11 protein-coding genes and 1 pseudogene are annotated in these 15799 nt (G+C 39.5%); 6 read left to right on the forward strand and 6 right to left on the reverse strand.

Features of this window, described 5'->3' with window-relative positions; translation table 11 throughout:
* Positions 1-13: 13 nt before the first annotated feature.
* Positions 14-721: a LytR/AlgR family response regulator transcription factor gene (locus tag BACCOP_RS01175; protein ID WP_007565297.1), complete on the reverse strand. Its 708-nt coding sequence runs from the start codon at positions 719-721 to the stop codon at positions 14-16.
* Positions 718-1575, reverse strand: coding sequence for a sensor histidine kinase (locus BACCOP_RS01180; protein ID WP_007565299.1), 858 nt, complete (start codon positions 1573-1575; stop codon positions 718-720). The genes BACCOP_RS01175 and BACCOP_RS01180 overlap by 4 nt, the downstream gene beginning before the upstream one ends.
* A 375-nt stretch (positions 1576-1950) precedes the next feature.
* Between BACCOP_RS01180 and BACCOP_RS01185 the strand changes: the two genes are divergently transcribed.
* Complete coding sequence (locus BACCOP_RS01185; RefSeq protein ID WP_040311695.1) at positions 1951-4707, forward strand: TonB-dependent receptor; 2757 nt, start codon at positions 1951-1953, stop codon at positions 4705-4707.
* 22 nt (positions 4708-4729) lie between these two features.
* Positions 4730-5041 (forward strand): hypothetical protein, encoded by a 312-nt coding sequence (locus tag BACCOP_RS01190; RefSeq protein ID WP_007565303.1) that lies wholly within the window; start codon positions 4730-4732, stop codon positions 5039-5041.
* Positions 5042-5216: 175 nt separating this feature from the next.
* On the opposite strand, the gene BACCOP_RS01195 is transcribed toward BACCOP_RS01190, so the two are convergent.
* The 3 genes from BACCOP_RS01195 to rsmA form a co-directional block, all read right to left on the reverse strand.
* Entirely contained in the window at positions 5217-7019 is a 1803-nt protein-coding gene (locus tag BACCOP_RS01195) for a DUF349 domain-containing protein (RefSeq protein WP_007565304.1), read from the reverse strand.
* A 194-nt stretch (positions 7020-7213) separates the two neighbouring features.
* Positions 7214-8554: a magnesium transporter gene (gene mgtE / locus BACCOP_RS01200; protein WP_007565306.1), complete on the reverse strand. Its 1341-nt coding sequence runs from the start codon at positions 8552-8554 to the stop codon at positions 7214-7216.
* 3 nt (positions 8555-8557) lie between these two features.
* Positions 8558-9346, reverse strand: a complete 789-nt coding sequence (gene rsmA / locus BACCOP_RS01205; protein WP_007565308.1) for a 16S rRNA (adenine(1518)-N(6)/adenine(1519)-N(6))-dimethyltransferase RsmA — start codon at positions 9344-9346, stop codon at positions 8558-8560.
* Between the two features lie 101 nt (positions 9347-9447).
* On the opposite strand from rsmA, the gene BACCOP_RS01210 reads away from it, so the two are divergent.
* Positions 9448-10461: a lysylphosphatidylglycerol synthase transmembrane domain-containing protein gene (locus BACCOP_RS01210; RefSeq protein ID WP_007565310.1), complete on the forward strand. Its 1014-nt coding sequence runs from the start codon at positions 9448-9450 to the stop codon at positions 10459-10461.
* A complete protein-coding gene (locus BACCOP_RS01215) occupies positions 10454-11911 on the forward strand; it encodes an aminoacyl-histidine dipeptidase (RefSeq protein ID WP_007565312.1) in 1458 nt (485 codons plus the stop codon). Before BACCOP_RS01210 ends, BACCOP_RS01215 begins: the two co-directional genes overlap by 8 nt.
* 348 nt (positions 11912-12259) lie before the next feature.
* Here BACCOP_RS01215 and BACCOP_RS01220 read toward each other — a convergent pair whose 3' ends face one another.
* On the reverse strand, positions 12260-13801 hold the full coding sequence (locus tag BACCOP_RS01220; protein WP_007565314.1) for an outer membrane beta-barrel family protein: 1542 nt from the start codon (positions 13799-13801) through the stop codon (positions 12260-12262).
* 106 nt (positions 13802-13907) lie between these two features.
* On the opposite strand from BACCOP_RS01220, the pseudogene BACCOP_RS01225 reads away from it, so the two are divergent.
* Both BACCOP_RS01225 and BACCOP_RS01230 read left to right on the forward strand, forming a co-directional pair.
* Positions 13908-14755 (forward strand): annotated as a pseudogene (locus BACCOP_RS01225) (HAD-IC family P-type ATPase); the annotation flags it as partial.
* A gap of 3 nt (positions 14756-14758) precedes the next feature.
* On the forward strand, positions 14759-15796 hold the full coding sequence (locus BACCOP_RS01230; protein ID WP_007565319.1) for a hypothetical protein: 1038 nt from the start codon (positions 14759-14761) through the stop codon (positions 15794-15796).
* Positions 15797-15799: the final 3 nt, after the last annotated feature.

Here is a 15799-nt window from a genome sequence, read left to right on the forward strand (position 1 = left end):
GATATCTTGTATCTTATGCCATTTTTGAATTTTTATCTTTCAGATATTTACTATAACTTCTGCCTACAGGAATTTTGATTCCATTATATAAAAGAATCTCTTTAGAAGTATAACTGGCAATCCGATAGATTGGAACAACGAAGGACTTGTGTACTCGTATAAATTTTTCTTCGGGCAAAAGTTCCTGTAGCGTTTTCAAACTCATTTGTGAAGTTAGAGTCGGCTGACTGGTGAGATGAATACGCACATAGTTATCCATCGATTCTATATATAGAATATCTTTCAGCTGGATATTTGTATTTTTGTATTCCACTTTTAGTGTGATATACTCGTCTGTAAATGTTGGTTGAGCGGAAAGTTGTTGTAGTGTTTGTAGCTCTATAGCTTTTTGTACTGCTTTTTCAAAACGAGCATACGAGAATGGTTTGTGAAGAAAATCTATAGCATTCAATTCAAAACCATCGAGAGCGTATTGTGCATAGGCTGTTGTAAAAATCAACATTACTTCGTGAGGGAGGTCACGAGCCAGATCTCTTCCATTGATGTCTTCCATCTCTATGTCAAGGAAAAGAATATTGGGTTTTATTTTCTTGACCTGTTCAATGCCTGCAATCGGATTGGTAAAGACTGTCAGTTCTATATTTCCATGGCGCTGGCAGAAGCTGGATATGATTTCCAGCGCCATTGGTTCATCATCGATTGCTATACATTTTATGTTCATTGTCTTAAATTGATACTCAGTGTGACGGCATATTTCCCCTCTCTTTCTCCTGTAAACAAACTATACCTGTTCGGATAAAGAAGATCGAGGCGCTTTTTGCAGTTTTCTATTCCTATTCCTTTGGATGTTTTTGAGTCCGGATGGTTTAATAAAGGATTGTTTGTTGCCAATAATAATTCTCCTTTTTCTACGCGAATGGTAATATACGCCTCTCCTTTTTTATGAGAAGATACACCGTGTTTAAATACGTATTCGACAAAGGTAATCAGAATCATAGGGGCTATATTCATTTGTTCCGTTTCATCGTGTACATAAGAAAAATGAACATCAAAGTTTTCTGCTATTCGATATTTTTGGAGTTCTATATACTGACGAATGTATTCTACTTCAATGTGTAGAGGAATTTTATCTTTTGTATTATTGGCATACATATATTTCATCAGATTGATAAATTGAATAAAGGCATCTTCCGTTTTAGGAGATTCTGTTACTACCATAGCATATAGAGTATTCAGATTATTGAAAAGAAAATGAGGATTAATCTGTGCTTTGTAAAGTGCTAGTTCGGCTTTTTTCTTCTCAAATTCTACAGCTTGTCGTTCCATTATTTGGTGATAAAGTTGAGTCAGTAGTCCTACAGCTGCACTAAAGGCAATCACAACTACATACAGAAACCATACAGCTTGTTGCTGAAGTTTGATTTTTTGGATATGTTGTAAAAGTCGGGTACGTCTCATGTGGTGTAACGGGACTTTCATTTGATAGCGAGTTATGAGGTAAGTACCAACAGCTGTAAGTAAAATAAGAGAAACAGCTATCCAAAAACGTTTTTTCCCGGCAAACATAAAAGGCATGATAAAGCGGCGGTTCAGGATATATACGATATACAACCATGAAACCAACAGGTATACGAATAGTGAATTGTTTATCAGCCATCGTTCGATAGGCAGCAAGGTCATCATAGCCGGTAATAACACCAGACAGAATATCAGATCGATGTAAAACGGTAACTTTTTAATTTACCACATAACTTGTTCTTTTTTGCAAAAATAAAAGTTTCTGTCGGTTTGAAAAAATAAGCAAAGTGGTGTTCACCACTACATTGATGTTGTTTACCACTACTTTGTTGAGAGAACATATTTTGTATTTGCAAGTAGATTATTTTTGTTGAAGTAAAGATATCGAATAAGAAAAAAATTATATAAAGTGAGTATGTTTACGAGGGTAAGATTTGTTTTTTAGGAGTTGCTTTATTATGTTCACTCTCTGTTTTTACACAGACACTTTCGGGAGTTGTGACAGATCAGAAGATTAGAGAGGGATTGATTTCGGCTACGGTTCAACTGATAGCTGGGGATGGAAAAATCAACTATACATCTACCGATCTGAAAGGAATGTTTCAATTTAAGAAACTTCCGGCAGGTACTTATACGCTACAGATTTCATATGTAGGATATAAAACATATAAGGAAGCCGTTATTATTCCTTCCTCTGGAGAAAAAAAGGTTAATGTAACGATGCGCGAGGATGTAAACCTGCTGGATGAGGTATCTGTTAATGCGCGTGCTACACGTGCCGAGCAGAAAGGCGACAGTTTGCTGTATAATGCTGAGGCCTTTAAAGTAATGCAAGGAAGTTCAGCCGAAGATTTATTGGCTAAGATGCCGGGGATTGTTGTAGAAGGTGGAAGTATTCAGGCTCAAGGAGAGGAAGTGAAAAAGGTGCTAGTAGATGGGAAGGAATTTTTCGATGGAGATGTGAATCTCGCCATTAAGAATTTACCTTCTGATATTATTGCAGGTATCGAGGTCTTCGATAAAAAAAGTGAGCAGGCAGAATTTACCGGGTTCGATGATGGCGAAGAAATAAAAACTATCAATATTGTGACGAAGGGAGGATTCCGCCAGGGAACTTTTGGTGAAGTGTCGGCAGGATACGGTACTGAGGATCGTTATAAGGTAAACGGTAATGTAAATTTCTTCAATGAAGATCGTCGTATTTCATTGTTGGGTATGTCGAACAATGTGAACCAGCAGAACTTCTCGCAGGAGGATTTAGCGGGAGTTATGTCTTCTGGAGCAAGTGGCAAGCGGCGTGGAGGTGGTCGTAACGGAGGACGTGGAGGTGCTTTCGGTGGAAATGCTTCTGATTTTATGGTAGGCAGTACAGGAGGTGTTACTTCGTCGAACGGACTTGGTATAAACTATGTGGATCAGTGGGGAGAAAAATGGAAGGTGACAGGCAGTTACTTTTTTAATCAGTCGGACAATCTGACACAGCAGCAGACCGAACGTGAATATTTCGACTCATCTCTTCCTGGAATGACTTACAGTGAGTATCAGGAAAGCTCTATGAAGAACTGGAACCATCGTTTTAATATGAAACTGGATTATCAGATAAGTAATAGAACCTCGTTACAGTTTCGTCCAACACTGAGCTTTCAGAATAATGACAGGCATGGATTGCTTCAGGGACTGAATCTGTTGAATGGCATGTCTGATAATGAAACTGAAACTGCTACGTTGGGAGAAAATGATGCTTACAATGTTGGAGCTGACCTTATCTTGCGTCATCGTTTCCTGAAGGAAGGACGTACCCTGTCGTTGATGCTCAGTGGGAAAATGAGCAATACCGATGGAAATACATATACAGATTATCTTAATACATTGTATAGTGTCGACGGCTTGTCGGAAACAGACAGCTACAGTCAGTGGAAGCAGACATTGAACCGTCAATATACCTTGCGCTCTAATCTGAGTTATACGGAAAGGTTAACCGACTATATGCAGTTGCAGCTAGGATATAAGTTGAGTTATACCGATTCAGAAAATGACCGTAAGACGTATAAGAAGTCTGCGGTGAGCGATCTTTACGATCAGTTGGATGAAAGCCTGTCGAATGAGTATCAGTCGGGCTATCTTACTCAGGCAGGAAGTGTAGGACTTCGTTATCGTGCCGGTAAATTCAATGCTATGCTGGGAGTTGATGCACAATGGGCAGATTTGAGAGGTGATATGGTCTATCCGCAGGCAGACAATTTGTCGCACAGGTATTTTTCTATATTGCCATCGTTTACCATGCGTTATTCTTTAGATCGGACCAATTCGCTACAGTTACGTTATCGCAGCAAATCATCTGCTCCTTCGGTTACGAGCTTGCAGAATGTTATAGATAATTCCAATCCGCTTTTTCTTTCTGCGGGAAATCCGGACCTTGACCAGCAGTTATCACATACGGCAAATCTGCGTTATTTGCGTACGACAAAGTCTGGACATACGTTTATTGCCATGGTTGGGGCTACCATACAACAAGATTATGTAGCCGACAGTACTTTCGTTGCAAAAGAAGATATGGAGCTTACTCCGTCGGTCACACTGAGTAAGGGAGCACAGTTTACTCGTCCGGTAAATATGGATGGTTACTATAGTTTGCAGTCGATGCTGACTTATGGTTTCCCTATTGATTTTATTCGGAGTAATATCAACCTCAGTCTTTCGGCTAATTATGCCAATGTACCTACTATTTTCGACGGAATAGAAAGTAAGACGCGTGAACTGAATCTGATACCGAAGATTATTATTGGTAGCAATATAAGTAATAACCTTGATTTTACTGCGTCTTATTCAGCTGGTATCAATAAGATGTTCAGTTCTTTGGATACTGCTACAGGTAGTGATTATATTACTCATTCAGCTTCGGCAAAGTTGGGATGGACATTCTTCTGGGGACTTACTTTCCGCAGTACGTTCGATTATATCGGATATACTGGTTTGGATACGGGTACAGAAGATTATTTCTTATGGAATCTGTCACTAGGTAAAAAATTCCTGAAAAACAATGCAGCCGAAATCAGGGTGGAAGCTTTTGATGTGCTGAAGCAGAATCAGGCTTTTACTCATAGTATCGGAAGCAACTATTACGATTATATCAACAGCAATGTACTGAAACCTTATGCTATGATAAGTTTTGTATATACGATTCGATAAATATTACTAAAAGACAATTGTCATGAAGAAAATTATTTTTCTGGCTTTAGTAGCCTTACTGGGCATACATACAGTTGATGCTCAGCGCAGAGGAGGAACTCGTACTCCAGAACAGATAGTAGAAAAGCTTGGCAAGAAGCTGAACCTGACTGATGAGCAGGAAAAGCAGATTACTGAACTTTATACGGAATTTTTCAAGAAAGAACTTTCACGTGAGGAGCGGAGAAGTGAAATGGAAAAGCTAAATGAGAAAATCACTTCTTTGCTGACAGATGAACAGAAAGAAGCTTTCGAACAGATGAAAAAGGAACGTCCGCAACGTAAACGTTCCTGATAGTAAAAACTCCTGTTATCTATTCCTTCAGATATCTTCACTGGATTGTCTGAAGGAATTTTTTGTAGATAATAGTCTGGAAATTTGTATTCTTCAGTTTAGGGCTAATAAATAAAAAGTACCGACTTTTTGAAAAAATCGGTACTCTTATTCTAAAATATGAATTTCGTTTGGTTTATTCTTCGTTCAGCTTTTCATCGATAGCTTGTATTTTTTTCAAAACCAGTTCCATTTCACCTTTCAAGCGTTCAATCTTACGGGTAATTTCAGTTACAAGGGTATTACCTTTTTTCGAAGCAGACGATAAAAATCCTAAATTATTTTCATAAGTCTGAATGTCATTTTTCAGCCCTTCGTATGTACGTACCAGTTTTTCACGGTCACGGTATAAGTTATCACCTTTATTCAAACCCGATTTGAAATTACTTAATTTCTTTTCAGAAGCTGAAATATTCAGTTTGTCAAACAGTTTGTCTATCAAGCCGTGGAACTCATTGTATAAACGGTCTTTTTCTTTGAACGGAACATGACCTATGCTGTTCCATTCTTTCATTAAAGCACGTGTTTGTTCCGATGTTGTTTCATCTGTTGTTCCCGATGCGTCAAGTGCAGCCAGCTGTTTGATGATTTCCTCTTTCTTTGCCATGTTTTCAAACTCTACCGAGCGTTGTGAAGAAGTAGCTTTATTCTTTTGTGCAAAGAAATAATCGCAAGCTCCGATAAAGCGTTTCCATACAGCGTCTGAATGCTTTTTGGCAACAGGACCGATGTTTTTCCATTCTTTCTGCAATTTAGTCAGAATTTCTGCAGTTTCTTTCCAGTCAGTGCTGTCTTTCAGAGCTTCTGCCTTTTCGCATAAAGCTTTTTTCTTTTCAAGATTTTCGACCATGCTTTCTTTTACAGACTTGAAGAAAGCAGCTTTTCGTTTGAAAAACTCATCGCAGGCAGCACGGAAACGTTCGAATATTTTCACATTCATTTTTTGCGGAGCATATCCGATAGTTTTCCATTTAGCTTGCAAAGCGAGAATTTCCTGAGTTTTGTCTTCCCAGTCGGCGAAAGTTTTGAATGTATCATATTCCATTGACTCTACAATTTCGCAGATAACAGTCTTCTGGTCCAGGTTATTCTGTTCTTTTTCCTTCAGAGCTTCAAAGTGTTGCTGATGGCGGCGGTTTACTGCTGAAGAAGCGGCTTTAAACCGTGCCCAGATACTTTCACGCAGTTCTTTGGCAACAGGACCGATACTGCGGAATTCCTGATGTAATTTTTGTAATTGATGGAAAGCTGATACAACATCTGGTTCTTCTGCCAGTTTTTCGGCTGCTTCACACAGATAAGTTTTCTGTTCCAGATTCTTTTTGAAATCATATTCACGGAATTCATTGTTAAGCTTTACCATGTCATAGAACTTTTCAGTGTAAAGCTGATATGTTTTCCACAATTCGTTTATTTTACCAACAGGAATCTGTTTGATTTCATTCCATTTCTGCTGAAGCTGCTTAAATTCGTTATAGATCTTTCCTGTATCTTCCGTATTTTCGGTAAGCGCTTTCATTTTTTCCAGGATTTCGAGCTTCTTTTGCAGGTTTTCTTCTTTTTCCTGTTCCTGTTCTGCTGCCATAACACTACGTTTCTCTTTGATGGAACTCATGATTTCCTTGAATTTAGCTTCCAGCGGGTCGGGGGCCGGAGTGAAATCTTCAGGGTTTCCGCCTTGCTCGATAAAGTTCTTTCTCGCTGTATCTTGCTCGCTTTTGTGCAATTTGTAGAACGTTTGTTTCAGGTAGTCTATTTCTTGTTTGTCTGCATCGCAGGTATTATTGTTGATTTCTGTTAAGCGTTCTATTACTTCTTCTTGCGTTTGTTTTGGAGAATACAACGTCTTTTCATCATTCTCAACAGTAGAAACCGGAGTTTCGGGAGTGTTTTCTGCCGGAACTTCAGTTAGTGGACGGGTTGTTTCATTTACTTCCATCGTATATAGATTTTAAAGAATTATGTCGGCTTATCTTAATCCGTAGTTACAAATTAAAAGAATAAAATCTGATTTTCAATATTTTTTTCTAAATTTTTTTGCATTAAATAAGTTTTGGGGATTCCTTATTAAGAATAAAAGGCATGGAGGCTGTTTCAGTATTTATAAGAACAAGCCTCCATGTATGAAAATATTTAAGAAAGCAATACGGTGATTCCCATGTACATCATCATACCTATAATGTCATTGGTGATTGATATAAACGGTCCGGTAGCAATTGCCGGATCAATTTTCAGTTTTTCCAGTGTCATGGGAACGAGTGTACCGAAAATAGAAGCAAACATAACTACGGCAAACAGGCTGATGGAAACAGAATAACTGACTGTAGCGGTCGCTCCAAAACGGATAAAGTTGTAAATATATACCAGCATGGAAATGATTGTTGCATTAATAAGAGCAACGACCGATTCCTTTAATATTTGCTGAAAAGTATTTCCAGAGTCGAGCGAACTGTTGGCAAGTCCCTGAACGACAAGAGCAGACGATTGTGTTCCTACATTTCCTCCTGTTCCACCGATAAGCGGAATATACAGGGCCATTTCGGGATGTGCCGCAAAAGTTGTATCAAAATTACCCAATATCATGGAGTTTCCGATACCTCCCAGCATACCAATGAGCAGCCAGGGGAGACGTGCCGTTGTCTGACGGAATACATTATCGTGCGATTCTACGTCCTGTGACAAACCGGAAGCCAACTGGTAATCTCTTTCGGCCTGTTCGCGAACTTCATCCATTACGTCGTCTACTGTAATACGTCCTACCAGGCGTCCGATACTGTCTACTACCGGAACAGCCACTAAGTCGTATTTCTCGATGACTTGTACTACTTCTTCCAGCGGGGTATCTACATGTACCGATATCGGATCTTTTTTCATTACATGCTTTACTTTCGAAACCGATGGGCTGGTGATCATTTTCTTTAAAGGAAATACTCCACGCAACCGTTCATCGTCATCTACTACATACACATAGTAGATTTCGTCCATTTCCTCGGCCTGAATTCTCATTTCGCGAAGGCATTCGGGCATACTCCAGTTTTCATTTACGATAACCATTTCTGTACCCATCAAACCACCGGCTGTATCTTCATCGTATTTCAACAGATCTACAATGTCGCCTGCCTGTTCGATGTCTTCGATGTGCGAAAGAATTTCCTCCTGCTTGTCCTCGTCCATGTCACGGATGATGTCTACAGCATCATCAGAGTCCATGTAGTCGACAAAACGTTTGGCAATAGTTTCCGAAGGCAATATTTCGAGGAATTTCTTACGCGCGTCTTCATCCATTTCAATCAGTACGTCGGCAGCTTTTTCATTGTCGAGTAACAGATAAATGGAGCGCGCTTCTTCTGCATCAAGTTCATCGCACAATTCGGCAATATCGGCTGGATGCAGTTCTTGCAGAAACTCTTTTAGTTCCTCCGATTTTTTATTTTCGATCAGTTCTGATACCTTTTTAATTTCTTCGCTTTCCATACCTTACTCAGTTGCGAGTGCCTGTTCCACCCGGTTGGTCAATTCTATGAAGTCTTCTACCGATAACTGTTCCGGACGTTTGTTGAATATAGGATCTGCACTGAGTGGGTTTCCTTTTTCCAGTATCGGAGAAATGGAGTTACGCAATGTCTTGCGACGTTGGTTGAACGTAGTTTTTACTATTTGCTTGAACAGCTTCTCGTTACATCCCAGCTCCTTGGTTTCGTTGCGTGTCATGCGTATTACGGCACTTTTAACCTTGGGAGGAGGATTAAACACATGCTCGTGTACGGTAAACAGATATTCTACTTTATACCAAGCCTGAATCAGTACGCTCAGAATACCGTATGTCTTGTTTCCCGGACAAGCGGCGATACGTTCGGCTACTTCTTTCTGTATCATGCCTGTACAGCAAGGTATCAGATCTTTGTAATCGAGCATTTTAAAAAATATCTGGCTGGAGATATTATACGGATAGTTACCTGTCAGGACAAAAGGGTTTCCATTGAACAGAGCAGATAAATCCATTTTCAGAAAGTCCTGTTCAATAATATTGTCACCCAGCTCTGCAAAATTCTCCCGTAGGTAAGCAACTGATTCAAAATCCAGTTCTACTACCTTTACCGGTCTTCCTTTCGGGATGAGAAATTGCGTCAACACTCCCATACCAGGTCCTACTTCCAATATCGGCAGGTCAGGGCAGGTATCTACTGTATCGGCTATGTCTTTTGCCACTTGCAAGTCTTTCAGAAAGTGCTGTCCTAAGAACTTTTTCGGTTTAACTAATTTCATTCCGTATGTATTTTCTCGATATAAATAAAGATTTATTCTAGCAAGATATTATCTTTGCATCGTGCAAATGTAAGCATTAATCTTTAATAAATGATTAGGTTTTGGAACGAACTGATATAAAAAAACTCATAAATAAAGTCTTTCAGGTAGCTTTGCCTTTGGTGTTAGGGGCGGTTATTTTGCTATGGACGTATCATGGATTCAACTTCCGGCATGTTTATGAGGTGATGGACGGAGGTATGAATTATGGCTGGATGCTTTTTTCACTGGTTTTTGGCGTCTTCGGTCATCTGTTTCGCGGGTGGCGCTGGAACCTGGCATTGGCTCCTCTTGGTGAACATCCTAAAATTTCGAATAGTGTGTATGCCATATTTATTGCTTATGCGGCCAATCTGGTTTTACCTCGGGTAGGAGAGGTTTCGCGCTGCGGCATACTTGCAAAATATGACAATGCTTCTTTTTCCAAATCTCTTGGAACGGTCGTTTCCGAACGTTTAGTTGATTCTGTCTGTGTACTGCTTATTACCGCAGGTACGCTGTTGCTTCAGTCGGGAGTCTTTGCCCGTTTCTTTCGTATAACAGGTACTGACGGAGCTTTTTTTCTGCATTTGTTTTCGTCGACTAATTTTTATATAACGTTAATCTGTATAGTAGCGGCTTTGGTTCTGCTTTTCTGGCTGATACGTAATCTGACAATTTTTGCTAAGGTCAGGGGACTGATTAAAAATGTCTGGCTAGGATGTCTTTCCATCCGTCAGGTACACCGTCCGGTATTGTATATCATTTATACTGTCGCTATCTGGTTATGTTATTATCTGCATTTTTATCTGACGTTTTACTGTTTCGACTTTTCTGCCGGACTAGGCTGGGTTGCCGGACTGGTATTGTTTGTGGTAGGGAGTATTGCCGTTATTGTTCCTACACCAAATGGAGCGGGTCCGTGGCACTTTGCTGTCATCACCATGATGATGATGTACGGAGTAAGTAAGGAAGATGCAGGAATATTTGCGCTTTTAGTGCATGGTATTCAAACCTTTTTATTAATTTTGTTAGGAATATATGGACTGGTGGCTTTGCCGCTTACAAATAAAAATAAAACTAAAACCTATGAATGAAATTCTTTCTCTGGCTCCACAGAATGTGTGGAAGCATTTTTATTCGTTAACTCAAGTGCCTCGCCCGTCAGGACATTTGGCAAAAGTTCAGTCATTTTTACTGGAGTTCGGTAAGAATGCTGGTATTGAAGCTTTTCAGGATGAGGCTGGAAACATCATTTACCGCAAGCCTGCCACTCCGGGCATGGAAAACCGTAAGACGGTTATCTTGCAGGCACACATGGATATGGTTCCACAAAAGAACAAAGATACACAGCATGATTTCGAAAACGATCCTATTCAGGTTTATGTAGACGGTGAATGGGTGAAGGCAAAAGGCACTACACTTGGTTCGGACAACGGTATGGGGGTAGCTGCAATCATGGCTGTAATGGAAGATAAAACATTAAAACACGGCCCATTGGTTGCACTGATCACTGCCGATGAAGAAACTGGTATGTATGGCGCTTTCGGCTTGAAACCTGGAGAAATAGAAGGCGATATTTTGCTGAACCTCGATTCTGAAGAAGAAGGTGAGCTGTATATCGGTTGTGCCGGTGGTGAAGATCTGACAGCTACACTGGAATATAAGGAAGAAGAAACCGATCCGGAAGATGTAGCTTTGAAAGTTACTCTGAAAGGTCTGCGTGGTGGTCACTCTGGTATACAGATTGGCTGGGGACATGCCAATGCAAACAAGCTTATGGCTCGCTTCCTGAATCAGGTTATTGCATACGATGAAGCTTGTCTGGTATCGTGGGAAGGTGGAAACATGCGTAATGCTATTCCTCGTGAATGCGAAGTTGTGATTACTGTACCCGAAACAGAAGTAGAAGATGTACTGGCATTCGTTGGTGAGTGTGAACAAGTATGGCGTGATGAATTTGCTACAATCGAAGAAGGACTGAGCTTTAAGGCAGAACGTGTGGAATTGCCGAAGTACATGGTTCCTGAAGAAATCCGCGATAACTTGGTAGATGCTATCTATGCATGTCCTAACGGAGTGGAACGTTTCATCCCGACTATTCCTGATACAGTAGAAACATCTTCTAACCTTGCCATTGTTGAAATTGCCAATGGAAAGGCAGCTGTTAAAGTTTTGACACGTAGTTCTCGTGAATCAATGAAAGATTACCGTAATACAGCTATCGAAAGCTGCTTCTCTATGGCTGGTATGCATGTAGAACGTTCAGGCAGCTATTCAGGATGGGAACCAAATGTTAATTCTCCTATCCTTCACGCCATGAAGGAATCGTATAAGGCACAGTTTGGCGAACTTCCTGAAGTGAAGGTTATACATGCCGGACTGGAATGTGGTATTATCGGAGCAGTAGTTCCGGGACTTGATATGATTTCTTTCGGTCCTACTTTGCAGTGCCCGCATACTCCGGAAGAACGTTGTCACATTCCTTCAGTTTCGAAGTTCTATGACTTCCTGACTGCAACGTTGGAAAATACTCCTGAAAAATAATTCTTGAGATACATATAATATCCTGCCTGAACGACGAGGAAATCGTTGTCCGGGCAGGCTATTTTTTGTCTTTCCTTGTATTATGGGAAAAACGTTCTTTTCTCTTTTCTTACTCTCTGTGAACTCTTTTAAAAAGCTCAGCAGAATAGCTAGATTTTTTGTACAAAACATCTGGAAATTTCTACAATTTTTTTGAAAATATCGAGATGTTTTTCTGCATTTATCAGCATGTTTTTTTGTAGACCTCTAATTGTTACAAATTTCCTTTATTGCTCCATTATCGGTTTATCAATTTATTACCTGGATTGAAGCAAAATTATGTGTGTTTTTACTGATAATATCTACAAATTACATACGGTTTTTCTGGCTTTCACCGGCTCCGGTACCTTTGTATTTGCTCTTGGCTGTATTGAACTTGTATCTTATTGTTACAGAAAACTCACGATTATCGTAAGAATTTTTTTGATAAATATTATAATCTCCAGAATATAAGTGATAATAATCTTTGTTTGTATCGAGTAAGTCACTGCCTTTCAATTCAACACTGAGAGCATCTTTCAAGAAACTTTTTCTGACAGACAGATTTATGCTGCCTGTCGGATGTTCTATGTAAATATTCTGATAAGCACCTTTACTTTGGATATTGGCATCCAGTCCGATAATAAATTCTTTTGGCAATTCGATGGTATTATTGAAGTTTGCTACATAAACTGGAGTTTTCATATCGAAAGGTTTGCTAAAGGATTCTACTGTAAGCCATTGTTTTTTTACACCTATTCCAATCATTGGTGACCAGCAGCCTATTTTAGGTGAGACCGAAAGAAAAGCTGAGAAAGTTGGAATGGATTTATTCCAGTTACGATAGCTTAACATGGTCTGTGAACCATCTTCTTCTGTCAATTCACCCCAATATAATATCCAGTTTTTAGTCTGACTGTAAGACAGACTGAGCTGTAACCATTTCCATACGGTAGCCAATGACAGGTCGTGTATAATGGTTGGGCGAAGTGTCGGAGTTCCCTTTTGCTGGATGAAACGGTCTGAGTAGGAAACATTGTTACTAAGTTGTTGATAAGAAGGTCTGACTGTTTTTGCTGTGTAACTTAACTGGGTCTGTATATTTCCCCATTTGGTAGAGAACGACAGATGAGGAAATACATTGTCGAATGTCCGGCTCTGTTCATCTATATGTTGGTTATTCTCGAAATAGTCGAATTTATCATGTTCGTATCTTACTCCAACAGACCAGTCGCCCCACGGGAAGTTCTGGCTATATTCTGCGAATCCGGCAGCATTTATTTCTTTAAGCTTGCTGTATGAAGTGGGTACATAATTTTCTTCATTAAGATAATCATCATTTCGATGTGTATAGGTTACCTCACTTCCTACGGCAAGTGTTCCTTTTCCTAAAGGCAAGGAAACTATGAGTTTTCCGGCAACCAGACGGTTCTTTACATCTCCTATTGAATGTACATCGCGATCTTCATACTTTTCACTCAACTCTTTTACATTGGAGTATTCCCGGTTACCATTTTGGAAATAGTCTATATTGAAATCAATATTTGCAGTACCGACTATACCGTTATAATATGCATTGATTTCATGTCCCCAATCATCGTCGGTATAATTGTTGGCGGTAGAATATATTTCGTCGTAAAGCTGATTGTCGGTGGTTACATGTGTATAGGTTTCTCTGGATCCATCTGGAGAAAGCTGTTTGTTAGGTTGATATTTCATTCCCAATGTATGCTTGTCGTTTATTTGATAATTGAATCCGATATTGCCTTCCAGTATCTTGGATAAATTATCGTTGAAACTGTTCATGTTATGGGTCCATTCCTGCGTTCCTCTTTTCTTAAGAATAACGGTATAATCCTGTATATACTTCATATTACTAAAGTAAATGGAGCCGAAAATATCCAGGTCGTGATGACGATAATTCAGGTTGGCCTGTTCGATCCAGTCTGTATTTTTTGACTGATAATAGCTGGACCGTAAATTAACTCCTATTCAGAAGACACAGATCATTATGTTGCTTCAAGAGCAGCAGAATACTGTAGGATTCTTGGGTGACGGTATTAATGATGCTGCTGCTTTGCGTCAGTCGGATATCGGCATTTCGGTTGATTCTGCTGTAGATATAGCCAAATAGATATTATTCTACTGGAAAAGGACTTGACGGTGTTGGAAGATGGTGTACTTGAGGGTAAAAAAACATTTGGAAATACCACTAAGTATATAAAGATGACAGCAAGTTCGAATTTTGGAAATATGTTTAGTGTAATGGCTGCAAGTGCATTTTTGCCTTTCCTTCCGATGTTGCCGATTCATCTGCTGATTCAGAATTTGCTTTATGATATTTCGCAGACTACCATTCCTTTTGACCGTATGGATGCTGATTATCTCCGTAAGCCTCGTAAATGGGATGCTTCTGATATTAGCCGTTTTATGATATTCATCGGACCGATAAGTTCTATTTTTGATATTGTTACTTATCTGGTGATGTGGTATGTGTTCAGCTGTAATTCTGTGGAGCATCAGACGTTGTTTCAGTCGGGCTGGTTTATAGAAGGTTTACTGTCGCAGACATTGATTGTTCATATGATTCGTACGCAGAAAATACCATTTATACAAAGTTGTGCTTCGTGGCAGGTTACCGGACTGACTGTGCTGATAATGGTTATTGGAATTATCATTCCTTTCTCTCCTTTCGGAACTTCAATCGGACTTGAACCTTTGCCATTAAGCTATTTCCCCTGGCTTGTCGGTATTCTGCTTTCATACTGTGTACTGACTCAAATGATAAAAAACTGGTATATCAAGCGATTTGTAAAATGGTTGTGATAAATGATTGTGAAGAGATTTGTTTTATGTGCTGCTGTGGTAATGGTTACATTTACAAACCATTACCTTGCAGCTCAGGATTTTAATCTGACCTACACTACTGAATTTCAAACTGATTTTCGTAAAGGAGCAAAATGGGTGAATTTACTTCGTACTGATTTCCTGCAATCCTTAGGTAATTCGGTTAACATTGAGGTTGCTTCTATCAGTGTGGCACGAACGAGTGATAAGAAGCTGGTTGATGATTTGCAAGTATATTCGAATATTGAAGAGGAAAACTTGCCTCTGGCTTTAGCCATATTAGGGATAAACTGGCATGTAGGGGCTTCTTCTCTTTTTGTTGGAATACGGAATCTGAATGAAGATTATTTTAATTCACCGTGTACATCTTTGTTTACCAATAGCTCATGCGGTATATTCCCTACTTTGTCGGCTAATTATCCGATTGCAAATTATCCGGTGGCTTCAGTAGGTATGGATTATAAGTTGAAGCTGGGAAACTGGCATATGGAAACTTCCATTTATAATGGAACCGGCTATAACATGTTTGTCGGAAAGGAAAATGTTTTTCGTTTTTGTCCGAAAACGGATGGAATATTGAGTATTACATCATTAAATTATCAAAACAATGATAGCGGTTATTATATGGGCATTGCTTTACATAGCGGGATGTCTGCTGGTGATGAAAGTGGAAATGGTGAAACGGAAGAAAAGAAAAAGTTGAATACAGTACTTTGGGGATATGCGGAACAAAAACTTTCTTCTGGTCTGTATGCTTTGTTTCAATATTCCATAAATCCGACAGAGAAACAAGGATGCCGTAGTTATGTAGGTGGTGGACTTGTAATGCGTTATAAGAAAATAGAAGGAGGTGTGTTTGCTGATTATGCGGATTTTACAACTGAACATGAATGGGCAAGTGAGTTGACTTGTAAGTTCTTGTTTGGGAAAAGCGGATATGTACAGCCTGCCTTCCATCTGATAGCCAACACTCGTGAATGTAATTGGGTCGGACTAATCAGGTTAGGGTATGAGATATAATTT

The organism is Phocaeicola coprocola DSM 17136 (assembly GCF_000154845.1).
Lineage (GTDB): Bacteria > Bacteroidota > Bacteroidia > Bacteroidales > Bacteroidaceae > Phocaeicola > Phocaeicola coprocola.